Origin of the sequence: Ereboglobus sp. PH5-10, assembly GCF_029504735.1 — a bacterium.
In the GTDB taxonomy this organism is placed as follows: Bacteria; Verrucomicrobiota; Verrucomicrobiia; order Opitutales; family Opitutaceae; genus Ereboglobus.
In genome coordinates this window covers 1-22,295 of sequence record NZ_JAQFIP010000027.1, presented here as the reverse complement: position 1 = coordinate 22,295, position 22,295 = coordinate 1, and the positions used below count along the sequence as shown (strand labels likewise).

Genomic DNA, 22,295 nt, shown 5'->3' with positions numbered 1-22,295 from the left:
AAGATCGAGCTGGTTTATCGCTCGCGCTTCAAGAGCCGGGCGCAGGGCCGTGCGACGGTCTTTGAGTGGATTGAGGCGTTTTACAATCCCCGGCGCCTGCACTCCTCACTCGGATATCTTTCCCCGGTTGACTTCGAAAAACTTAACAACTGATCTTCCCATCCCGTCTGCGCCACTGTCCGCAATTCGTGGGTAAGCCCAGGGCGAGGCTTCCGTGTAACGTCCCGCAATAAAGGTAACACATGTGCCGCTAATGAGGTGACACATCGCGGGACAAGTGGGCGCGTTTGCATCCCGTGCCGCCAATCCTACGCCGTCTTGTTGCGCAAGCGTTCCCAGAGTTGCGCGTGGTCGATGAGGATTTCCAAAAGGCTGCGCAACACGTCCGGCTGGTTGAGCGCCTTCGAGCTCATCACCGTGTGCGCGTCGTAGGACGCGATGATCGCGTTTTTGAACTCGGTCATCAAGTCGGGTGAGTTGGCAAACTGCTCCTTTGTGTTGCTGGCCGCCTGCTGCCGCAATGTCTCCGACTCGGTGAGCTTGTTGATCAAGGTGCCGTTCACGTAGCTCAACTTGTCCTGCTCGGTGACTTCGCCGCCGAAAAGCTCGTTCAGCTTTTCAATCAACTCCGCCAGATACACTTTTTGCTTTTCCTGAACGGAGCCGCCGCCCGCGCCGGTCACAGGATCAAGCGTTGGTGTTTCGCCGTTGGAGAGCGGCATGGCGCGCCTGCCGGTGTTTTTCAGGTGGTGATGCGTGAGCACGACACTCGACAGGTCGAGACCGTCGCGCTCGCGCTCAAATTTGAGCAACGGGAGCAGGCGTTTGTAGAAGATCGCGCGCTTTTCGATGCCGGTGTTTTCGTAATTGAAGATTTGCGAGAGAAACGCGTAGAGGCGGATGTAGGCGCCGAGGTCGCCTCGGAAAAGGAGCAGGGTGTCCATGCCGTCTTTTGCCTTTTTCGCGTCGGCCTCGTCGTTTCTTTCAAGGGCGCTCTTGCGCGCGTCCTGAAACGCCTTGTAGGTGCGCACGATCCGGTCGGCGACGGGCTCGATGGCTTTGACGAGGTCGCTTTGCCGCGAGTTGGGATTCAACTCGGCGGCGACAACACGCTCGATTTCGTTTTCATTGTAATGCCTGGCGTCGTCGAGTTTGGCGCGCAGGTCGAAAACGATGTTCGGGTCGGTGACGCCGGAAAGCGTGGCGGTTTCGTAGTAGGTTTTGAAGGCGGCGAGGATTTCCTCCGCGTCGTTCACGAAGTCGAGGACGTAGGTGGTGTCCTTGCCGGGATGCGCGCGGTTGAGGCGCGAGAGGGTTTGCACGGCCTGGATGCCGTCGAGACGTTTGTCCACATACATGCCGCAGAGGAGCGGCTGGTCAAAACCGGTCTGGAATTTGTTCGCGACGAGCAGGATTTGGTATTCGTCGCCCTTGAACGCCTCGCGGATATCGCGGCCCTTGAGGTTGGGGTTGAGCGCGGCGTTGGTTTCCTTGAGCGGGTCGGGACCGGATTCGGGGTCGTTCACCTCGCCGGAAAAGGCGACAAGCGCGCCGATTTTGTAGCCGTGCTCCGTGATGTATTTTTCGACGGCGAGTTTCCAGCGCACGGCCTCGACGCGGCTGCCGACCACGACCATCGCCTTCGCCTTGCCGTTGAGCAGCGGCGCGACTGTTTTGCGGAAGTGCTCGACGACAATGGCGACTTTTTGCGCGATGTTGTAGGGGTGCAGGCGCACCCAGCCCATAATGCCCTTGAGCGCGGCGGAGCGCTCGACGGTTTTGTCGTCAAGGTCCCTGCCGTTGTGCGCGAGGCGGAAGGCGAGTTTGTAGCTGGTGTAGTTTTGCAGCACGTCGAGGATGAATTCCTCCTCGATGGCCTGGCGCATGGAGTAGATGTGGAAGGGCGCGGGCAGGTTGCCCTCGCCGGCGGGTTTTGCGGGGTCGGGGCGCGTGCCGAAGATTTCCAGCGTCTTGGCCTTGGGCGTGGCGGTGAAGGCGACGTAGGTGATGCCGCTTTCGGCGGCGCGGTTCGCCATTTGCGCGGCGAGGATGTCGTCAACGCCCACTTCGCCGCCGTCCTTGAGCGCGTCAAGCTCCTCGGCGGAGAGCACGAGTTTCAACTTCGCGGCGGCCTCGCCGGTTTGCGAACTGTGCGCCTCGTCGGCGATGACGGCGAAACGCTTTCCCTGCGTCGCGGCGAGCCGGCGCACTTCCTCGATGGCGAAGGGAAAGGTCTGAATGGTGCAGACAACAATCTTCTTGTCGCCGGAAAGCGCCTCGGCGAGCGCGGCGCTCTTGCTGCTTTCCTTGTTGGTGACCAGCGCGACGACGCCAGTCTGGCGCTGAAAGCCGAAGATCGCCTCCTGGAGCTGCTTGTCGATGACGTTGCGGTCGGAGATGACGAGCACGCTGTCGAAAACCTTGTCGCCACGTGCGTCGTGCAATTCGGAGAGGAAGTGCGCGCTCCAGGCGATGGAGTTGGTTTTGCCTGAGCCGGCGGAGTGCTGAATGAGGTATTTCGCTCCCGCGCCGTCGGCGAGCACGGCGGCTTGCAGCTTGCGCGTGGCGTCGAGTTGGTGATAGCGCGGGAAGATGATTTTTTCGATTTTCCTTTTGTCGTCGCGCTGCGCGATGAGGTAGCGCCCCAGAATTTCGAGCCAGCTTTCGCGTGCCCAGATTTTTTCCCAGAGATAGGCGGTGGGGTGCCCGTCGGGATTGACGGGATTGCCCGCGCCGCCCTTGTCGCCCTGGTTGAAGGGCAGGAAGTGAGTCGCCTTGCCCTTGAGGTGTGTGGTCATGGCGACCTCGCGGTTGCTAACGGCGAAATGCACGAGCGCGCCGCGCGGAAAATCGAGAAGCGGCTCGGCGTTTTGGCCCTTGGGTTGCGGGTCGCGGTCGTAACGATATTGGTCAATGGCGTCGCCGAGCGACTGTGTGAAATCGGTTTTCAACTCGACCGTGGCGACGGGAATGCCGTTGAGGAACAGGACGAGGTCGATGCTGTTTTCGTTGTGCAACGAGTAGCGCACCTGTCGGACGACGCGCAGGCGGTTGGCCTGGTAGCGCGCAAGGATGTCGGGGTTGATGTCGAAGGCAGGCTTGAACTGCGCGAGCTTGAGCGGCGCGCGCAGGCCGATGAGCTCGATGCCGTTGCGGAGCACGTCGAGCGTGCCGCGCTTGTCGAGTTCGGCGCGCAGGCGGTTGAGCACGGTGTCGCCGGCGGCGGTGCCGTGGTTTTTGGCAAGAATTTTCCACGCGTCGGGCTGGGTTTGTTGCAGCCATTCGAGTGTGTCGGACGGGAACAGCGCGCGAGCGCGGTCGTAGCGCGCGGCATCGCCCTCCGCGTAGAGCCAGTCGTGCGCGGCGAGGTGCGCGCAGATTTCGTTTTCGAAGGAGATTTCTTTGTGGAGGCTCATGGGGATTCCTTTGGGTTTCTACTGAAAGGTTTCACGCGGAGGCGCGGAGAACGCGGAGAATTGCCCAAGGCCGCCCGCTCCGGGGCGAGTTCCTTTTGCACGCTGCTGATGAAAATGCGGAGGGGTGTCATGGTGGCTACAATGAAAACAGCTCAAACAAACGAAACTCTTGAGATGAGATTTTAGGATTAAGCTGCCTTAGTTTTCTTTTATTTATGATATTAGCTGGGCTCAATATTTTTTTAAAATGCAAATCGCTAATCCAATCCGAATTCCATATTTTTGTTTTAGCATCCTTGACCAAACAACATAACGGCTCAGAGAAAATAAGCTTATTCCCATGAAAATATGAAATTCTCTGTAGCCACAGTTGCAGATGCCCTGTATTGGGCACGCGCTTGAATCGATTATTGATATTGTTCAAAATAAAAACGCGCGTCGATTTATCCTTAATTGTGAAAATAAGATTACTCAAAATTGCAGATGAAATTGCATATGTCTTGGGATTGTGGATAGCGATGTCTGTTATTAATGCAATCAATGGAATTGGATTATATTTCGGATTCCTTGTTTTTTGAAGTTCCACATAAAAGTTATCCAATGCGCGCAATAGACTTCCAGAGTTCGGGTGTTCCGTTGAAAAATTATGAATCAAAACCAAGTGTTTTTGTAAATTTTCATCAGACTGCTTCCTTATTATCCATTCAATTTTGTCAGCCTTCAGTGAGTTTCTAACAACTTCGTTGGTGGCTCCTGTTTTTGATGGATGCAATTTCATTCCAAGGGAATACATGGTCTCAGATATTGCTTTGAGAATTTCGAGAGACTGCTCAGGATTATTTGTAAAGACTCGATAATCATCTCGATATCGAAGGATCATGTATTCTGTGATACTCAGGTTTTTTAATTTTTCTGACAAGATACTGTCTGCGTATCCTAAAATTATTTCAGAGATAAAATCTGATAAAACAGAACCCTGCGGAATGCCATTGGTTTGCCCGTAATTCATGTCTTGAAAATGACGATCAATCACATTCCCAATAAATTTTTTAGCATTCCTATTTTTCTTCTTTTTCATTTCATCTTGCCGATGTAATGCCCACGCAATCGCATGGGTATATATACACCCATAGCAATCGGTTAAATCTGTTTGCGCAAGATATTCATATTGCAAAGAAAGTTCAAGTGATTGTTGTTCAATCTCTTGCCACCATTGTAAGATTTGTTCGGCTTTATCTTTTTTTCTTGTTAAGGATTCAACTGGAATGCTGATGGATTTAATTTTTGGGTTTGCCGAAAACAATTCGAATCGATTCCTTATCAATTTCCACGCATCCTTGCTTGTAATTTCACGAACCATGGACACATACAACGCCGGATGGATTAACTTAAACGGCCGCCATGCAAATTTTCCGTCCTTGTTAGTAACTATTGTATGATTTACGTCGTCGTGGTCGCAAGGCTTTGATGCAAGCACATTTGATAATTTATTCGCCTCAAGATAACGATTTGTTTCAGATAATATTTTTTTAAAATCAAAATATGGTGGTAAATCGACATTGCAATAACTCTCGGCCTTGAGAAAAAACTTCCTTGCTTCACGCCAGGACATTTCGATTACAGTTCTTCGTTGTGGCTTTGTGTTCATCGTAAAACGACTCTTAATTGTGCGCGTCAATTTGCCCCGTGACGGCGGCGGAGATTAGGGCGGTGCGGCGTTCTTGGAGGAGGTCGATGGCACATTGGGCTTCGGCGATCAGGGCACCGAATTTGGCGGTTGCGGTGTCGAGAACCCCAGCTATCTCATCAGCTTCTTTTCTCGGAGGTGCGGCAAACCGGATATTTCCCAAACGTTCAGTGTTTAGAATACGGAGAACATTGCCCGTGGAGGTTACTTCCAATTCTGTTTTTGCAGACTGAAGCGCATAGTAAAAATAGCGGGAGCATTGCTGAAATTCAGCGGCGGTGATTTGTTGGTTTGTCGATACACTACAATCTGTAAAACCCAATTTCCCAATAGTTCCAATGCAGCAAATTAAAGTAGAGAACGGTTTAATATGCCGCACATAGCCCCATCCTTTTTCGGTTAGAAACTTTGATGCATGCGTTGGCTTTCCCGATTCATCCAAGTCTTCAGGTCGTATCCAAGGAAATCCTTCATCGTCTGCATAATTATCACGATCTTCAGTTGGTGGAGTGATTCCTGTTGTGAGTGTTGCTAGATGTTTTAATGCCTTCACTTCCCAATGCGCCGGCACATCACCGAGCCAGGGGATGCCGGAGGGTTTTAGGGGGGCTTGGGGGTTGAGGCCGCGGGTGACGGCTTGGGAGATGACGGCTTGGCGTTTTTCTTTCAGCAGTTCCATCAGCCGCCGCTGCTCCGCCACCAACGCATCTATCTTCCCCGTCTCCCGATCCAAAAACTCCGCGATTTGCGTTTGCTCGGGGAGTGGGGGAAATGGAATGCCAAAGGAACCCAGTTCATCGGCTGATAATTCAAGAAATGTGGTTCCTTTTCCTCTGATATTAAGCTCCTTCGTGCTGATACTGAGAAGATAGGCGAAAAATTTGGAATTACTGTCTGCTCTTGGGACGAGCGTCTTACATCCCTGATTTGTGCTCATGGGAATGCCCGCAATGGCGAGTGAACCGATTGGTGCGCGTGTTGAGAGAATTATAGAACCAGCGGGGGCAAGGCTCGTGTTACACGAATTAAGTCCGTCTTGAGTTATTTTACGTTGTGTGTCGTATATATATATTGACGGCAGTTTGCTCAAGTCGGCGGGTGTCGCCCAGGGTATATTGCCATCCCAATATAAATCGTTTTCAGATTTCGGAGTAGAGCCGCCCAATATCTGAAAGCAGCGCTTCAACGCTGACACCTCCCAATGCGCCGGGACGTCGCCGAGCCAGTCGACGCCGGAGGGTTTGTAGTTTGGATATTTGGGGAAGCTCATGGATGTAAATCTTTCTCCGCGTTCTCCGCGCCTCCGCGTGAGTCCTCTTCTCCCCCCGCACGGATTTGATTCACGCGGAGGCGCGGAGACGCGGAGGCGGGGAGGTCGTTGACAATGCGACGCAGCCCTTCCTTGAGTGTTGCGGCACCGAAATTAATCAGCAGTCCGACCCGCAAATCCATGAGCCGTAAATACGTCTGGAGCTGCTTGAAATGAACGGGCGCGAGGTGCTCGACAGATTTCAGTTCGACAAGCACACGCTGCTCAACCAGGAGGTCGGCGCGGAAGGCATCATCAAAGAGCATGTTGTCGTAGCTGAAACGGATATTTTTTTGGCATTCGACGTGAAACCCCTGTTTTTCGAGGGCGCGGGCGAGAATCATTTCGTAAACGGATTCGAGCAAGCCGGGGCCGAGGTCGATGTGAATGCGCATCGCGGTGTCGATAATGGCTCCCGTAATGTCGTCGAGTTTGAGGTTCGGGCGCCCCGGGGCGAGATAGGGAGGAGACGGTTCGTATGTCGTCATGCTGAAAGGTCTCCGATGAGTTTGAGAATTTTGTCGGTGGTGGTTTTCAGGTCGGCGTCGATTTCGGCGAGGGGGCGCGGGGGCGTGAAAACATAAAAGTGGCGGTTGAAGGGGATTTCGTAGCCGGTCTTGGTTTTGTCGTGGTCGATCCAGGCGTCCGACGCATGCGGGAGGACTTCGCGTTTGAAGTAGGTTTCCACATCCTCGGAGAGCGGGACGTTTTCGGTGTCGCGCAGCGCGGTGTCGGCAACGGGTTTGCCCTTTGCCTTGCCCTTTTGGCCGAGGACAACGGCGCCCTTGGGGTCGCGCTGGGGGCGCTCGACGGTGATGGTGCGGTAGCCGAAGTCCGTGTTTTTGAAGATGCGCGATATGGGGACGCCGTCGCGGGTGAGTTTTTTGCAGTCGCCAAAGATTTGGGTGATGTCGGCGATGTGCGCGGCGGAGAGCTCCTTGCGTTTTGAGCCGAGGCTTTTGCGCATTTTCTGCCAGAAGGCTGAGGCGTCGATGAGCTGGACCTTGCCCTTGCGTTGCGGGGTTTTGCGGTTGCTGAGGATCCAGATGTAGGTGGCGATGCCGGTGTTGTAAAACATGTCGGAGGGGAGGGCGACGATGGCCTCGACGAGGTCGTTTTCGAGGACATGACGGCGGATTTCGCTTTCGCCGGAGCCGGCGCCGCCGGTGAAGAGCGGGGAGCCGTTGAGGACGATGCCGAAGCGGGAGCCGCCGTCGCGGGCGGGGCGCATTTTGGAGAGGAGGTGCAGGAGGAAGAGGAGCGAGCCGTCGGAGACGCGCGGGAGGCCGGGGCCGAAGCGGCCGTTGTGGCCCTTGGTGGCGGCTTCGTCGCGGATGGTCTTTTCGATTTTCTTCCACTCGACGCCGAAGGGGGGATTGGAGAGGGCGTAGTCGAATTGTTTGCCGGGGAGCTGGTCGTCGGAGAGGGTGTTGCCGAAGGTGATGTTGGCGATGTCCTGGCCCTTGATGAGCATGTCGGCCTTGCAGATGGCGTAGGATTCGGGGTTGAGCTCCTGGCCGAACATGACGAGGCGGGCGTCAGGGTTTTGGGCGGTGATGTGCTCGCCGGCGACGCTGAGCATGCCGCCGGTGCCGGCGGTGGGGTCGTAGATGGAGCGCACGATGCCGGGCTTGGCGAGGGCGTCGTCGTCCTCGATGAAGAGCAGGTCAACCATGAGGCGGATGACGTCGCGCGGGGTGAAGTGCTCGCCGGCGGTTTCGTTGGAGAGCTCGGAGAATTTGCGGATGAGCTCCTCGAAGACGGTGCCCATTTGGGCGTTGGAGACGCGGTCGGGGTGGAGGTCGGCGTTGGCGAATTTTTCGGTGACGAGGTAGAGCAGGCCGGCCTTGTGGAGGCGGTCGATCTGGGTGTGGAATTCGAAGCGGTCGAAGATGTCGCGGACGGAGGGGGAGAAGGCGTCGAGGTATTTGCGGAGGTTTTCGGCGATGTGATCCTGGTCGCCCATGAGTTTTTTGAGGTCGAGGGGCGAGGTGTTGTGGAAGGCGAGCCCGGTGATGCGTTCGAGGAACGGGGCGGGGTTGAGCCCGGCCTTGGCGCGCTTGTCGTGCTCGGCGAGGACGGCGGGTTTGGTTTTTTCGAGGACGCAGTCGATGCGCCGCAGGACGGTGAAGGGGAGGATGACTTTGCCGTAGTCGGATTGTTTGTAATCGCCGCGAAGGAGATCGGCGACGGACCAGAGGAGCGAGGAAAGGTTGGTTTCGGACATGAGGGAATGGGTAGCGGACACATTTGCAGGCAAAGCGGATTTGGGTGCGACAAAAAACAGCAAATGAAGCGAAGTTTGCGCGGGGGGAATTCGATGGCGCGACCACGGGGCGAAACAATGGAAACGCATGCGGACAAGGAGGGGTTTTCAAAAATAGCAATGAACTCCGTCCGCATCGCGGCTTGACCGCGCTTTGCGCAATTCGTTTTGTTGCGGGCGTATTTTTATGCTGTCCCCGTAGCTCAACTGGATAGAGCAGCGGTTTCCTAAACCGCGCATCCCGGTTCAAGTCCGGGCGGGGGCGCCAAATGGGAAAGCTCCATGCTCCAGCAATTTGTCAGCTGGCAGGATGCGCCACGAATTCAGCCGCCGCACTCATGAAACATCACGCCAAAGCAACCGCCGCGCTCGTCCGCAAACTCGGACGCGACCGCGTCGCCACATCCGGCGACGCGCTTTTCCGCGCGTCGTTCGACGGCAGCAAACTCTCGTTTCTTCCCGAGGCCGTCATACGCCCGCGCAAGCGTGATGATATTTCCGCCGCGCTCGCGCTTGCCAACAAACACCGCGTGCCCGTCACCGTGCGCGGCGGCGGCACCTCGCTCACCGGCTCCGGCTCGCCCGTGCGCGGCGGCTGGGTGCTCGACCTCTCCAAGTGGAACCGCATCCGCATCGACGCCGACGCCGGACTCGCCCGCGCGCAGGCCGGCGCGCTCGTCGCCGACATCCAGGCCGCCGCCGAAAACGCCGGCTGGTTTTACCCGCCCGATCCCGCGTCGAAAAAATACTGCACTATCGGCGGCAACATCGCCTGCAACGCCGGCGGCATGCACGGCGGGCGTTACGGCGTGACGCGCGACTTCGTCCTCGCGCTGCGCGGCCACCTGCCCACCGGCGAATACGTCGAGTGGGGCGCGGCCACGAAAAAATTTTCCGCCGGCTTCAACCTGCGCGACCTCTGGATCGGCGCGGAGGGCATGCTCGGCGTTGTCACCGAGGCCGTGCTCAAGCTCATCCCCAAACCCGCCGAACGCTGGACGCTCCTCACCGCGTTCCCCGACGAAGTCGCCGCGTTCCGCGCCATCCGCGCGCTTTTCGCGCAGCGCGTGCAACCGGCAATCTGCGAGTTCCTCGACCGTCACAGCGTGCAATGCGCCGAGGCCAAAACCGGCAAAACCGTTTTCGCCGGCCAGCCCGGAAAACCCGTCATCCTCATCGAGCTCGCCGGCTCGCCAAACGAACTCGCCGACACCAAGCCCGCCGTGCTCGCCTGGGCCGCTGAGCACGCGCAGGCGTTTCGCGAGGCGCGCGACCGAGACGAGGCCGAGGAACTCTGGACCGTGCGCCGCAAATGCTCCGGCGCCATGTTCGCGCTCGGCGACTCCAAGCTCAACGAGGACATCGTCGTGCCGCTCGCGAACTACGAAAAGTTCGCCGTTTTCCTCGACAAACTCCGCAAAAAATCGCGCCTCCCCATCCCGACCTTCGGCCACCTCGCCGACGGCAACCTGCACGTGAACATAATGTATCACCGCGAAAACCGCGCCGAGTATTTGCGCGCGGAAAAGGCGGTCGGCGAACTTATGAAAGGCGTCGTCGCGCTCGGTGGAGCGATCTCCGGCGAGCACGGCATCGGCCTCGCCAAAACGCCCTTCCTGCGCCTGCAACACACGCCCGCGCAAATCAAGGCCATGCGCGCCGTCAAGGACGCGCTCGACCCGAACGGCATCCTCAACCCCGGCAAAATGTTCACCCTCTTCAAAGTCTGGGAGCACACGCGTTTGAACATCGAGCTGCCCTGGGATCACAAGTGATGAGCATTTTCGATTCTCGATTTTCGATTTTCGATTTTCGATTGTGCGCTTCCGCGCGATTGTGAATTCGAAAATGGAGCGATAGCTCCCAATCGAAAATCGAGTTCCGAGCGAAACGACAACATCATCGAAAATCGAAAATTCCAACATGCCCGCTGAACGCATAGACAAATGGCTCTGGGCCGTGCGGCTTTTCAAGACGCGCGCGCTTGCCACCGACGCGTGCAAGGCGGGTAGCGTCGAGATCGGCGGCCATGCCGTGAAACCCTCGCTCGATGTTCGCGCCGGCGAGACGATTCACGTCAAGCAAGGCCTGATCCTGCGCACGTTGCGCGTCGTCGATATTCCGAGAAGCCGCGTCGGCGCGAAACTCGTGGCGACCTATTGCGAAGACCTCACGCCGCCGTCGGAATTTGAAAAAGTGAAGGAGCAGCGCGTGCAACAAACCCTCGCCCGCGCCAAGGGCTCCGGACGCCCCACCAAACGCGACCGCCGCGCACTGGATCGATTATTGGGACGGATGTAATGCCGGCCCTGTTGGGTTTTCAGACCTTGGTAGGGCGAACCGTCCCGGTGAGCCGGGATGGCGAACAGCGCACCGGGACGGTTCGCCATACCAACTCTCACACCAGCCACAGCGCCAGCACGCTGGCGGCGACCATGAGGCCGAGGATGGAGGCGGTGTGTTTCACGTAGGCGCGCGAGCCGCAGGCGATCGCGATAATGGCCTTGGCGAGCGTGTTGGCGAGCGAGGCCATGATCACCGCTTGCGCGGCAAGTTGAAGCAGGGTCGCGCCGTCCTTGTGGTTGTTTGCCATCAACAGCGACATGGCGTCGGTGCTTGTGAGGCCGGACAAAAACGCAAGGGGCAGCACGGCGTTGTCCCATCCGAAGTTGGTGACGATTTTTATCAGGAACGCGGCAATCGCGTAGAGCGCGGCGAACTGAATGGAGGTTTTCAGGCTGAGCGGATTGGTGATTGAGGGCGGATGCACCTCGGGCGGGGTGATCGAGCGTTTCGAAAACCAAATCCACGCGGCGTAAAGAACGCCGGGCGCGGCCATGACGAGTATGGGCACGAGCAACGTGAGCAGGAGTTGCTGGTCGATCACGCCAATCATCACCGCGAGTCGCGCATACATGGTCGTGCAGGCGAGCACGACGGCGAAGGCGTAATCAGTGGCGAGCTCGGGCGTGGCCTTGCTGCGTTTGCTGAAGGCAAGCGTGGTGGCGGTGCTTGAGGCGAGTCCGCCGAGGAATCCGGTCGCGGCGATGCCGGCCTTGGTGCCGAGCATGCGCATGAGCACGTAACCCAAAAACCCGATGCCGGAAATCAGCACTACCATCAGCCAGATCGAGAATGGATTGAAAGCGAGATACGGCCCCATGGCGCGGTTGGGCACGAGCGGGAGAATTACGCCGGTGATGGCGACAAATTGCAGCGTGGCGCGGATGTCGGCCGTGGTGAAACGGCTCGTGATGCTGTGCACGGGTTGCTTGATGCCGAGCATCACCATCGTGAACGCGGCCACGACGATCGCGCTTTGCGTGTAGCCCCAGTTGACGAGCGCGCCGATGAGGCACGTGAGCATTGACGAGGCGAAGGTGGTGCCGCCGGGATATCTGTCGGAGGCGCTTTTGATGTGCGCGACCACGAGGTGCGCGCCGACGAGCACCATGACCACGGGGAGCATGGCCGCGATGTAGTTGTCGGAGACAAACGCGGAAAGACAGCCGAGCAGCGACCAGAGCGAGTAGGTGCGCACGCCGCCAAAATCGACCGGCGCCTCCGGCGTCTGCTGGTCGTTCCACTGGCGGATGAGGCCGATGAGCGCGCCGAGGCAGGCGCTGACAAGAACGTGTGTGAGAAAGGGATTCACGGGGATGCGGGATGCGATGTTGTGCCGTGTTTATGGCACAAAAAAACACGGGCGTGAAGACCCGTGTTTCGCGAATGTGCGCATGCGCTGAAATTATTTCGACGGTTTAACCTTGGCCTCGGGGGGCGCGAGCTTGAGCACTTTGAAGCTGGGCGGCGGCGTGGTGTCCACGAGCTCGAGGAATTTTGCGCGGCGCTCGAGGAGGAGTTTGTGTATGGCGGCTTTTTGCCCGGGTGTGAACTCGAGGCTTTGGTCGAGGCGTTCGAGCGTGACGGGCACCATCATGATGCTCAGCGCCGAATCAAATCCTTCCCACAACCGGCTGCGTCCGCGCGCGGGCGGCGGAGTGCCGGCGGGTTGGGGCGGCGGGGGCGGGCGTTCGCGCCAGCGGCTCACGTGTTCGCGTTGCTCGGGCGTGAGGATCGGGTCCATTTGATCCCTGAGGCTGTTTTTCATTTCGACGATTTCCTTTCGAAAGTCCTCCATTTCGGCGCGTATCTGGCGGTAGGCTTCATCGCGGGGCGTGTTGATCGCGGGCGCGGTGTTGTTCGAGCCGATGGGTGCGTCCTTGACTTCATCAAGTATGCCGGCGGGGGGCGCGTCGATGGTCGGGGTGCGTCCGATCCAAACGCCGGCGCCCACGCCCACGGCAAATCCGATGACGGTAGTCAGTATGAAGGGAAGAATTTTGTTCATGGATTTATGTGCGTGTGCGATGGATGGGCAGTCGGGGTTGCTTAGAATGGGTCGAAGCTCGCCACTTGCTCGGCGAGATCGCGCCAGTCGGCGAGGTTTTTCTCGTTGGTCTGGTTGACGGATTGGGTGTGGAAAAACACGACCGCGGCGAAACACGCGCAGGCGGTGAGCGCGGAGAGCGTGAAGGGGTTGTGGAAAAACCGCCAGACGCGGGTGTGCGTGGGCTCGGCGTCCTTGTTGGCGAGACGGGCCGCGCGCAGGACGTTGTCCGCGAAGTTACCGGGCAGGAGACTGGCCGCGTAGGCCTGTCTTTGCGCCCAGAGGCGGGGGTCCCGGGTTGGGTCAGTTGGTGTTTTCATAATAGTGTTTCAGTTGTTCGCGGGCCCGGTGAAGGCGGGCCTTGAGCGCGACGACGCTCACGCCGGTGATCTCGGCCATCTCGGCCTGGCTGCGGCCCTCCTGCGCGAGGGCGATGAGCGCGCGATCCTTGGGCTTGAGTTTGGCGATGGCATGGTTGAGGGCGTCGAGTTCCTCGGTGTCAACGCCGCTGGGTTTGTCAGGAATATCGAGGACGCGTTCCTCGGTTTCGATGGGAGTCAGGAGCTTTTGCCAGCGCTGGCGGCGGATGTGGTCGATGCAGGCGTTGCGCGCGAGGCGGAAGAGCCAGGCTTCGAACTGGGCGGGTTGCACGAGGCGTGGAAGGGCGCGTATCATTTTAATAAAAACAATCTGCGAGAGATCCTCCACGGAGTCGCCGCGGTTGGTGATGGTGTAGATGAAACCGGCCACGCGGTGCTGGTATGCGAGTATGAGCGTGCGCAGGGCGTCTTCGTCCCCGGTTTGCGCTTTGCGGACAGTCTCCGTGAGCGCGGCAGTATCGTCTGATTCGTTGCGCGCACATGTGGTGTCCGTAGCTTGACGGATGTCGGGCTGCGAAGTTGCGCTTAAATCGGCTGGATTTTGCTTGTCCAAGTTGAACGATCTGAAAGCGCGAGATTTACGTGCGAAGACGGAGCTCGTCGAGGCGGAATATTCAGGTGCGGCCGAATATCGCTTCGGGAGCGGAACCGCACAGGGTTTGGCGGATTTGTTTTCCACATTAACCAATTGAAATTAAATGAATTATAAATCAAAAGGCAGGGCGGGCCGAATCCTTCCCGCATTTCATTCTTGGCTCGCGGGCGCATGATTCCGTTTTATCGGGGTTTTCAATTTCTCGATGGCCAAACGCAAACAACCTTCCGACTCCGACGATCAATCCGAATTGCCACTCGACGGCGCAAATGCCGCCAACGACACGTCTCCCGTTTCCGCACCCGCATCCGCCGACGCGACGGCTGCCGCCACTTCGGCAACCGATGCCGGCGAAGCCTCCGACGCCCCCAATTCCGAGCATCCGCCCGTGCCCAAGGAAAACAGCCCCAACGCCACGCTTGTGCGGCATTACAATTCGTGGTTCCTCGACTACGCCAGCTACGTGATTCTCGACCGCGCCGTGCCGCACATCGACGACGGCCTCAAGCCCGTGCAGCGCCGCATCCTCCACACGCTCCACGAAATGGACGACGGTCGTTTCAACAAAGTCGCGAACGTCGTCGGCGCCGCGATGCGTTTCCACCCGCACGGAGACGCGTCCATCGAGGCCGCGCTTGTCGGCATCGCGCAACGCGGCCTGCTCATCGAGCCGCAGGGCAATTTTGGCAACATCCTCACCGGCGACGGCGCCGCCGCGGCGCGTTACATCGAGGCGCGCCTCACGCCTTTCGCGCGCGAGGTTGTTTTCAACGCAAAAACCACCACGTGGCAGCTCAGCTACGACGGACGCGCGAAGGAGCCCGTCACGCTCCCCGTCAAGTTCCCGCTCGTCCTCGCCGAGGGCGCGGAGGGCATCGCGGTCGGCCTCTCCACGCGCATCCTGCCGCATAACTTCAACGACCTCTGCCGCGCCTCCATCAATCACCTCCAGGGAAAAAACTTCCGCATCTTCCCCGATTTCCCGACGGGCGGCATTGCCGATTTTTCCGAATACAACAACGGCGCTCGCGGCGGCAAGGTGAAGAGCCGGGCCCGCATTGAGCAGCGCACCAAATACCTGCTCGCCATCACCGAGCTGCCGTTCGGCGTCACCACCACCTCGCTCATCGACTCGATCCTCGCGGCCAACGCCAAGGGCAAGCTCAAGGTCAGGCACGTTGACGACAACACCTCAGACAAAGTCGAAATCCTCGTCCACCTCCCGCAAGGCAGCGACCCCGACCAAGTCATCTCGCAACTCTACGTGTTCACCAACTGCCAGGTTTCGATCTCGCCCGCCGCCTGCGTTATCGAAACCGACGACCAAGGAAACGACCGCCCCGTATTCCTCTCCGTCCCCGACATCCTCAAGCGCTCAACCGACAAAACCGTTTCGCTTCTCAAGCAAGAACTCGAAATCCGCCTCGAAGAGCTCGAAGCCAAATGGCACTGGGATTCGCTCGTGCGCATTTTTATCGAGGAAAAAATCTACAAGCTCATCGAAACCTGCAAAACCAAGGAAGCCGCCGACGAAGCCATCCGCAAAGGCCTGCACCCCTTCGCCAAACGCCTTCGCCGCCCGGTCACCGACGAGGACATCACCAAGCTCGGCGACATCCCCATCAAGCGCACCGCCGCCTACAACCGTTTCAAGGCGGACGAGGAGATCAAGGGCATTGAAAAGGAAATCTCCGGCACGAAGCACAACCTCAAGCACCTCACCGCCTACGCAATCAAATGGTTCGAGACGCTTCAGGAAAAATACGGCAAGGGCCGCAAGCGCCGCACCGAGTATGACGAGATCGAGCAAATCAGCCTCGCTGAAGTCGTCTCCGCCAACCAACGCCTCTACGTGAACCGCAACGAGGGCTTTATCGGCCTAAACTGGCGCCAGCACGAATTTGTGACCGAGTGCACGGTCATCGACGACGTGCTCTGCTTCATGGCCGACGGCACGATGAAAGTCGCCCGCGTGGCCGACAAGCTCTTCATGGGCCGGAACATCATCCACATTGCGCTCATGCCCAAGGAAGGCGACAAGCACTTCTACACGATGGTCTATCAGGACAAAAAGACCGGCAAGGCCTTCGCCAAACGCTTCCAAATCGGCGGGGTGACACGCGAAAAACTCTACTCCCTCGTATCGAGCGAAGGCTCGAAAGTCGTGTATTTTCACGTCGCGAAAAAAGAAGCCGACATGCCCGCCGCGCTCAACATCGAGCTGAGCGGCCGCTGCAGCGCGCGCAAGAAGGAGTTCGAGTTCGACGCCGCCCGCCTGGGCGTCGGCGCCCGAGGCAACAAAGGCCTCACCGTCACCGAATACCCGATCAAACGAGTAAAGGCGGGGTGAGGACGCAGCGCACAAAAAACCCCACTCACCTAAAGAAGGACAACTGGACAACCTCCCAGTATATGGTAATTGCCTTTCATCGCACATTCCTTGCAAACAGCCAATCAGTCCGCTCCCGCACCACAACACTCCTAATATTCCATGCTACCATTGACTTTATTCCGCCGATTAAGGATATCGTCGGCTTTCATAAGATTTTTCGCTTGTTCGCTGATTGTTTTTGCCGCATTTTACATGATATATATATCATGGTTTAACTGGGCGAATCCCCAGGTCGATTTTGGCAGGGAACTTTACACCGCATGGCGCTTAACGGAGGGCGATTTACCCGTTCGGGATATATTTCGCCAATTTGGACCGTTGTCAGATTATTGGAACGCTTTCATGTTTTACCTGTTTGGTGTTTCATTGAATACGCTGCTTTTTGCCAACATGGCAATTTATACAACCATTGTCATCCTTGCATTACTGCTCCTAAGGCGGGCATTTGGGTTCTTCCCGGCAGTGATAGCCAGCGTGCTAGGCGTGCTGATCTTTGGCCTTAGCGATTTTACCGGTTGGGGAAATTACAATTACCTCATGCCTTACTCTCATGGCGCAACACACGGGCTTTTGCTGCTGCTGATGATGATGGCGTGGGTTGTACTCCGTCCCCAAAATGCCAGGTGCAGCGGAATTCCCGAGGGTTTATTATTCGGACTGTTATGCATGACAAAGGTGGAATTCATTTTTGCCGGTGTTTTTATAATACTAATATCCTCCCTCAGGAGCGCCACGGTCAACGGCTCGGTCGGCGGACTGTTTTACCTGGGAAAAATTATCATAACGACAGTTTCCATCCTTCTCTCGACATGGGGGGTTTTTTGCATTTATCTGAACCCCGGGGAGGCAATGCAGGCTGCGTGGGCATCCTTTATGTTTTCCCGCTCAGGCCCGGTTCACTCAACATTCCAGATGGGACTGTTGGGAATACACGACATCAAGGGAAATCTGTTTCGTCACTTTCAGTCTACAGGGATGTTTGCGTGCGTTTTTTTGACATGGACCCTGTTTTTGCGATATTTCTCCAAAAGGCATTACATGCTAGTTGTTCCCATGGTCATGATCCTGTCATTATTAATCGGGTTTTATGTAAATTGGCTGGCAATCGGATATGCTTTTATTGAAATTCTACTGATAGCAGGAATTTACACGGTCTATTTGAATTATAAAAATGCGAAAGGCTCCCGATTGGAAGGGAGGCGGAAGATTCTGGCTGCTTTTACCTTCCGATCCTCTGGATCATGGGCGCGCGTGATTTTGATAGTTGGCGCGCTGGCCATGCTTGCGCGGATGCCATTGACCACGAGAATATATCATTACGGGTTTTACCAGGCAATGCTGGCCGGAGTTGTTTGCTTTGCATTTCTGTTCGGGATGGCTCCACTGCTGGCGGGGGCAGCTTATCGGGCTCGCATGATTTTTTTCTGGGCTCTTGTCACAATAAGCGCGGTAGGGTTGTGGCAACTTGTCAAAATAAACAATTTTCAATATGGCAGAAAAACCGTTGTATTCGATCCTTCCCTCGTGTCTCCCGTGATGGCGGATTACAAAATAACAACTGCGGGTGTTTATCTGGGGGCTGCCGCAAAATACCTGGAGCCTATTGTGGAAACAAACGATAGATTGGTGGTTTTGCCCGAAGGTATAATGCTTAATTTTTGGTTGCGCCTAAAGAGCGGCACCCCCGTATTTGTCCATTTTCCTGAAGTTTATGTCTTGCAAAAGGATGCCATATGGAAACAGCTTTTAGAAAATCCGCCAAAATACATGGTTTGCGTCAGCCGTCCGAATATTCAGGAATATGGCATTCCCTATTACGGATATGACAACAATTCAGGAAAGGAACTGCTCGAGTGGGTTGATAGAAACTATAATCCAATTCAACAATTTGGCGATTACCCGTTTGGCGAAAAAGGGTTTGGCTTGATCATTTACCTGCATAAGGATGCCTCTCCGTCTGGGCTTACCCACGAATTGCGGACAGTGGCGCAGACGGGAGGGGGAAGATCAGTTGTTAAGTTTTTCGAAGCCAACCGGGGAAAGATATCCGAGTGAGGAGTGCAGACGCCGGGGATTGTAAAACGCCTCAATCCACTCAAAGACCGTCGCACGGCCCTGCGCCCGGCTCTTGAAGCGCGTGCGATAAACCAGCTCGATCTTCAAGGTCGAGAAAAACGACTCGTTCTGGGCGTTGTCGTAACAGTTGCCGCGACGGCTCATGGACGCGAGGATGCCGTGCGCGGCCAGTTGCGCGCGAAAGCGTTCGCTCGCGTATTGGACGCCGCGATCGGAATGCAATATGAGCCCGGGCGCGCATTTGCCGCCCCGCTGCGCGATGGCCATTTGCAATGCGACGATGACAAAGTCGATCGCCAGCGACGCGCTGAACGCGCAGCCCTGTCAGCAGGCAGATAAAACTGACCCATTAGCAGGCATTGAGATTTGACCCACCCTGGGGCAAAAAAGAAGCTTGTGTTGTTAAATGCGTGTAGTGGGCGGGGAGTCCTTTGTGCTGGAGGTTTTGATGGGAGCGATGCCGGCCTTTTTGCGTTCGAGCATGCGGTAGGAGTCGCCCTTGAGGGTTATGACAGTGGCTTTGTGAAGGAGCCGGTCAAGAGCTGCGGAGGCCATGACCGGATCGCCGGCAAAGACACCGGCCCACTCGTCGAAGGGTTTGTTGGAGGTGAGGATGATACTGCCGCCGACTTGGTAGCGCTGGGCGATGACTTGAAAGAGCAGCGAGGCGTGCGCGGGCTCGAGTTGGAGATAGCCGACCTCGTCGATGATGAGCAGTTTGGGACGGGTGTAGTTGTTCATCTCGCAATGGAGGCGGTTTTCCGACATGGCCTTGCCAAGGCGGCGCGCCAGTTCGCTGACGGAGGTGAAGTAGACGCGGTTGCCCTGCTCGGCGCAGCGCACGCCAAGGGCGATGGCCAGATGGGTTTTGCCGACGCCGGGAGGCCCGAGAAAAACCACGTTGCGAGCCTCGGAAAGGTAGCGGCCGGTGGCGAGTTCATCAATGAGCCGCGGATCGGCGGAGGGCTGTGCGGCGCAGTCAAACTGCTCAAGGCGCTTGAGAACCGGAAAACGTGCGAACTGCAGGTTCAGGGCAACGGTTTTCTTATGTCTGGCGCTTCGCTCGCCCTCGAGCAAGTGCCCGAGAAAGCGCCGGTAGGACCAGTTGCCCGCGGCGGCCTGCTGGGCGGCGCTTTCGAGATGCTCGGCGGCTGTCGTCAACCCGAGCGCCTGCAATCCCGGCAACGCCTGTTCTTCGTGCAGGTTCATGCGGACACCTCCGCGTAAGCACTCAGCGGACTGACGGGCACCGCGGTTTCAAAACTCAGGCGCCACGACGGGGCCTTGTCCGCATGCGGCCCGGGCACGGACAAGCGCCACACCTCGGCCAGGTGCTCGGGCTCGGCAACACTTTGCCCGGCCCTGGCGGCTTGGGGATGCTCGGCCACGATCAGTTCGCCTGAGCGTATGTAAACGCGTCCCGCCGCCGACTCGACAAAGACGGTCTTTCCGGCATGCGCCGGAGGCACCGAGTAACGGCTGCCCCGCCATGCGACAAAACTTTCCTGATCAACCTTGCGCGGCTCGGAAAACGGCCACGGCCCGCGCGCCGGCTGCAGTTTTTCCATCGGCAGCAAGTCACAGGGCCTGGCCTTTGTGGTCGCATGGATCCTGCGATTTGCCGTGCGCTCGCACCAGTGCCATGCGAAGGCGTTGAGTTCGCAGAGGTCCGCAAACTCGCGTCCGCGCAACAAACTGCCGTCGAGGTATTGGATGGCGCGCTCAACCTTGCCCTTTGTTCGCGGACGATACGCGCGGTGCGTCGAGGGCAGGTATCCATGATGCGCGGCAAAATCGCACAACTGCGCGTTGAGTTTTCCCGGCCCGACGCGCACCTGTTTCATGTTGTCGTAAAGGATGCGCCGGAGAGCGCCGCCGAGCCGGCGGAACGCCTCCTCGTGGCACGCAAGCAACACCGGCAGCGCCATCGATGTGGTGAAGCACGCAAACAGAGCCCGTGAAAACGACAACACCATCACAAACGCGTAGACCTTGACCTTGCGGCCCCGCGGATCGGTGAACGCGCCGGCGTGCTGCCAGTCCACCTGCGCCTGCTCCCCCGGGGCTGTTTCAAAACGCACCGTCAATTTGCCAGTGCGCGTTTGCTCGCTTCGCAACGTGCGCAAGAACCGGCGCACCCCGTCCACCGAGCCCTTGTAACCCATCGGCCTGATCTCCTCCAAAAGACGCACCGCCGAAAGCCGGTGCTCCCTCCATCGCGCCTCAAGGTGCGCTTTGAACGCGTCCACCTTGCCGGGTCGCTCCGGCGGATGAAAACGCGGCGTGTTGTCCGAGCGCAAATACTTGCGCACCGTGTTGCGACTGAGCCCGCTCCTGCGGGCGATCTCGCGAATCGAGAGGCCCTCTCGTTTTAAGAAATGAATGTCCATGTAATCGGCGCGGGTAAGCATGGGGGCAGCCGCTGGGCCAAAGCCCCTCAACTGCCAAGAACCAAAGGCGCCGCGCGACCCGCCCCCGGTGGTTTTGAATAGGTGTTCTTGGTTCGGTCCGGGAGGTGGAGGGGCTCGCGCCCCTCCACACCTCCCCCAATCTTATGGATTGTTTTTCCGAACCATCCGATCAGCGGCGGCCTTGCGGCCACCGCGTATCCCAAGGTGGGTCAATTCCTCGTGCCTGCTACCGGGTCAGTTCTCAGTGCCTGCTTACAGCCCGGAACGCGCCTGCTGTGCGCGTCGATGACAACCGCCAGATAGAGCCAGCCTTCTGCGGTTTCCAGATAGGTGATGTCAGTGCGCCACACCTGGTCGCACGCCACGGGCGCGGCGGAGTCGGCGAGCCGGTTGGGGGCGATGGGGCCGTCGTGGGTGCTTTGGGTCGTGCGGGGCCGGTGGCCTCCGCGCTGGCGGCCCCGCAGGTTGTCCTCGCGCATCAGGCGCGCAACACGGGTTTTGCCGGCGCGCCATCCCCGCGCACGCAGTGCGGCGCGCACCCGCGGGTAGCCGTAGGTTTGCCGGGAGGCGGCGAAGACTTCGCGCACCGAGGCGCGCAGCAGCGCGTCGCCTTGGGCGCGCCGGTCCCGCGAGCCGTTTTCCCACGCATAGTAGCCGGCGCACGAAACGCTCAGCATCTCGCACAACACCAATATTGGATAATCGTTTTTCATATGTTTTATCAGCGCATAGCGTTCGCGGACGGGTCGCTGAAGATGGCCACCGTTTTTTTTAGTATCTCGCAGCGCATTTGCAGGGCGCGGTTCTCGCGGCGCAGGCGTCGGAGCTCCTGCTCGGCGCTCTCGGTGGCAACGACGGGCTCAGGGATAACGTCCGGAATCGGGGCTGCTGCCCAAAGAATGAACGGATAATAGTGCAAGTATGGGGAATAACGCCATCCTGGCACATAAAAGTCACGATAAGATCATCGACGGATCTATTGGCGCGACGGGCGGCAAAAACACGGATTATGCCGTGCGCATGTCCGGGGTTTTCAGCATGTTTTCATTTGTCAGAACATGCCTGATGATCTTTTTGATATTTTGCACGGCCGCTATCAGGTGATCTTGTATGTATTGTCGCCATAGCCGGCGGTAACGCGCCCGTTTGAAGTGGTGGTTCTGCGCTGCCTGACCAAAGCTGCCTTCGATCAATGTCATGCGCCTGCGTCTGTCCTGCCTGGCTTCCTCGCCGCAGGCCTGCGCCCATCCTTTGAGAAGCGCCTCATGGCCATCAGGCTGAGGTTACCCCTGATTTGTGGACAGGAGGTGCAGACATAACCACAAAAGAAAAACAAACATGCCAAAAACAAAACCAGCCTACACGCCGGAATT

At 57.6% G+C, this 22,295-nt stretch carries 18 protein-coding genes, 1 tRNA gene and 2 pseudogenes; 6 read left to right on the top strand and 15 right to left on the bottom strand.

Annotated elements, in window-relative coordinates; genetic code table 11:
* The coding region (locus M2447_RS13340; protein WP_277559002.1) for an IS3 family transposase at positions 1-153 on the top strand (153 nt) is incomplete at its 5' end.
* A 155-nt stretch (positions 154-308) separates the two neighbouring features.
* Here M2447_RS13340 and M2447_RS13335 read toward each other — a convergent pair.
* From M2447_RS13335 to M2447_RS13315, 5 genes are all read right to left on the bottom strand, one after another.
* A complete protein-coding gene (locus M2447_RS13335) occupies positions 309-3,416 on the bottom strand; it encodes a type I restriction endonuclease (RefSeq protein ID WP_277559001.1) in 3,108 nt (1,035 codons plus the stop codon).
* Between the two features lie 136 nt (positions 3,417-3,552).
* A complete protein-coding gene (locus tag M2447_RS13330; RefSeq protein ID WP_277511101.1) occupies positions 3,553-5,064 on the bottom strand; it encodes an RNA-directed DNA polymerase in 1,512 nt (503 codons plus the stop codon).
* A gap of 13 nt (positions 5,065-5,077) precedes the next feature.
* Positions 5,078-6,373, bottom strand: coding sequence for a restriction endonuclease subunit S (locus M2447_RS13325; protein ID WP_277511102.1), 1,296 nt, complete (start codon positions 6,371-6,373; stop codon positions 5,078-5,080).
* Positions 6,370-6,900, bottom strand: a complete 531-nt coding sequence (locus M2447_RS13320; RefSeq protein ID WP_277511103.1) for a GxxExxY protein — start codon at positions 6,898-6,900, stop codon at positions 6,370-6,372. The genes M2447_RS13325 and M2447_RS13320 overlap by 4 nt, the downstream gene beginning before the upstream one ends.
* Complete coding sequence (locus tag M2447_RS13315) at positions 6,897-8,639, bottom strand: class I SAM-dependent DNA methyltransferase (RefSeq protein ID WP_277511104.1); 1,743 nt, start codon at positions 8,637-8,639, stop codon at positions 6,897-6,899. Before M2447_RS13315 ends, M2447_RS13320 begins: the two co-directional genes overlap by 4 nt.
* Positions 8,640-8,870: 231 nt before the next feature.
* On the opposite strand from M2447_RS13315, the gene M2447_RS13310 reads away from it, so the two are divergent.
* From M2447_RS13310 to M2447_RS13300, 3 genes are all read left to right on the top strand, one after another.
* Positions 8,871-8,946 (top strand) — tRNA-Arg (locus M2447_RS13310).
* Positions 8,947-9,016: 70 nt separating this feature from the next.
* Positions 9,017-10,453: an FAD-binding oxidoreductase gene (locus M2447_RS13305; RefSeq protein ID WP_277559000.1), complete on the top strand. Its 1,437-nt coding sequence runs from the start codon at positions 9,017-9,019 to the stop codon at positions 10,451-10,453.
* 148 nt (positions 10,454-10,601) lie between these two features.
* On the top strand, positions 10,602-10,979 hold the full coding sequence (locus M2447_RS13300) for an RNA-binding S4 domain-containing protein (protein ID WP_277558999.1): 378 nt from the start codon (positions 10,602-10,604) through the stop codon (positions 10,977-10,979).
* 97 nt (positions 10,980-11,076) lie between these two features.
* Here M2447_RS13300 and M2447_RS13295 read toward each other — a convergent pair whose 3' ends face one another.
* From M2447_RS13295 to M2447_RS13280, 4 genes are all read right to left on the bottom strand, one after another.
* On the bottom strand, positions 11,077-12,333 hold the full coding sequence (locus M2447_RS13295; protein WP_277558998.1) for an MgtC/SapB family protein: 1,257 nt from the start codon (positions 12,331-12,333) through the stop codon (positions 11,077-11,079).
* A gap of 93 nt (positions 12,334-12,426) precedes the next feature.
* On the bottom strand, positions 12,427-13,029 hold the full coding sequence (locus M2447_RS13290; protein WP_277558997.1) for a hypothetical protein: 603 nt from the start codon (positions 13,027-13,029) through the stop codon (positions 12,427-12,429).
* 41 nt (positions 13,030-13,070) lie between these two features.
* The gene (locus tag M2447_RS13285; protein ID WP_277558996.1) at positions 13,071-13,388 is read right to left on the bottom strand and encodes a hypothetical protein; all 318 of its coding nucleotides are present in this window, start codon (positions 13,386-13,388) and stop codon (positions 13,071-13,073) included.
* On the bottom strand, positions 13,372-14,001 hold the full coding sequence (locus tag M2447_RS13280) for an RNA polymerase sigma factor (RefSeq protein ID WP_277558995.1): 630 nt from the start codon (positions 13,999-14,001) through the stop codon (positions 13,372-13,374). Before M2447_RS13280 ends, M2447_RS13285 begins: the two co-directional genes overlap by 17 nt.
* A gap of 247 nt (positions 14,002-14,248) precedes the next feature.
* Here M2447_RS13280 and M2447_RS13275 point away from each other — a divergent pair, with 247 nt between their 5' ends.
* The gene (locus tag M2447_RS13275) at positions 14,249-16,393 is read left to right on the top strand and encodes a DNA gyrase/topoisomerase IV subunit A (RefSeq protein WP_277558994.1); all 2,145 of its coding nucleotides are present in this window, start codon (positions 14,249-14,251) and stop codon (positions 16,391-16,393) included.
* 141 nt (positions 16,394-16,534) lie between these two features.
* Complete coding sequence (locus tag M2447_RS13270) at positions 16,535-18,490, top strand: hypothetical protein (RefSeq protein ID WP_277558993.1); 1,956 nt, start codon at positions 16,535-16,537, stop codon at positions 18,488-18,490.
* On the opposite strand, the pseudogene M2447_RS13265 reads toward M2447_RS13270, so the two are convergent.
* The 6 genes and pseudogenes from M2447_RS13265 to M2447_RS13240 form a co-directional block, all read right to left on the bottom strand.
* A pseudogene (locus M2447_RS13265) lies at positions 18,443-18,793 on the bottom strand (integrase core domain-containing protein); the annotation flags it as partial. The gene M2447_RS13270 and the pseudogene M2447_RS13265 sit on opposite strands and share 48 nt — an antisense overlap.
* A gap of 120 nt (positions 18,794-18,913) precedes the next feature.
* Complete coding sequence (gene istB, locus M2447_RS13260; RefSeq protein WP_277558992.1) at positions 18,914-19,720, bottom strand: IS21-like element helper ATPase IstB; 807 nt, start codon at positions 19,718-19,720, stop codon at positions 18,914-18,916.
* Complete coding sequence (istA, locus tag M2447_RS13255) at positions 19,717-20,922, bottom strand: IS21 family transposase (RefSeq protein ID WP_277558991.1); 1,206 nt, start codon at positions 20,920-20,922, stop codon at positions 19,717-19,719. The genes istB and istA overlap by 4 nt, the downstream gene beginning before the upstream one ends.
* 209 nt (positions 20,923-21,131) lie before the next feature.
* Positions 21,132-21,635, bottom strand: coding sequence for an IS3 family transposase (locus tag M2447_RS13250; protein ID WP_277558990.1), 504 nt, complete (start codon positions 21,633-21,635; stop codon positions 21,132-21,134).
* A gap of 8 nt (positions 21,636-21,643) precedes the next feature.
* Positions 21,644-21,841 (bottom strand): hypothetical protein, encoded by a 198-nt coding sequence (locus M2447_RS13245; protein WP_277558989.1) that lies wholly within the window; start codon positions 21,839-21,841, stop codon positions 21,644-21,646.
* Between the two features lie 88 nt (positions 21,842-21,929).
* Positions 21,930-22,160, bottom strand: a pseudogene (locus M2447_RS13240) (transposase); the annotation flags it as partial.
* Positions 22,161-22,295 lie beyond the last annotated feature (135 nt).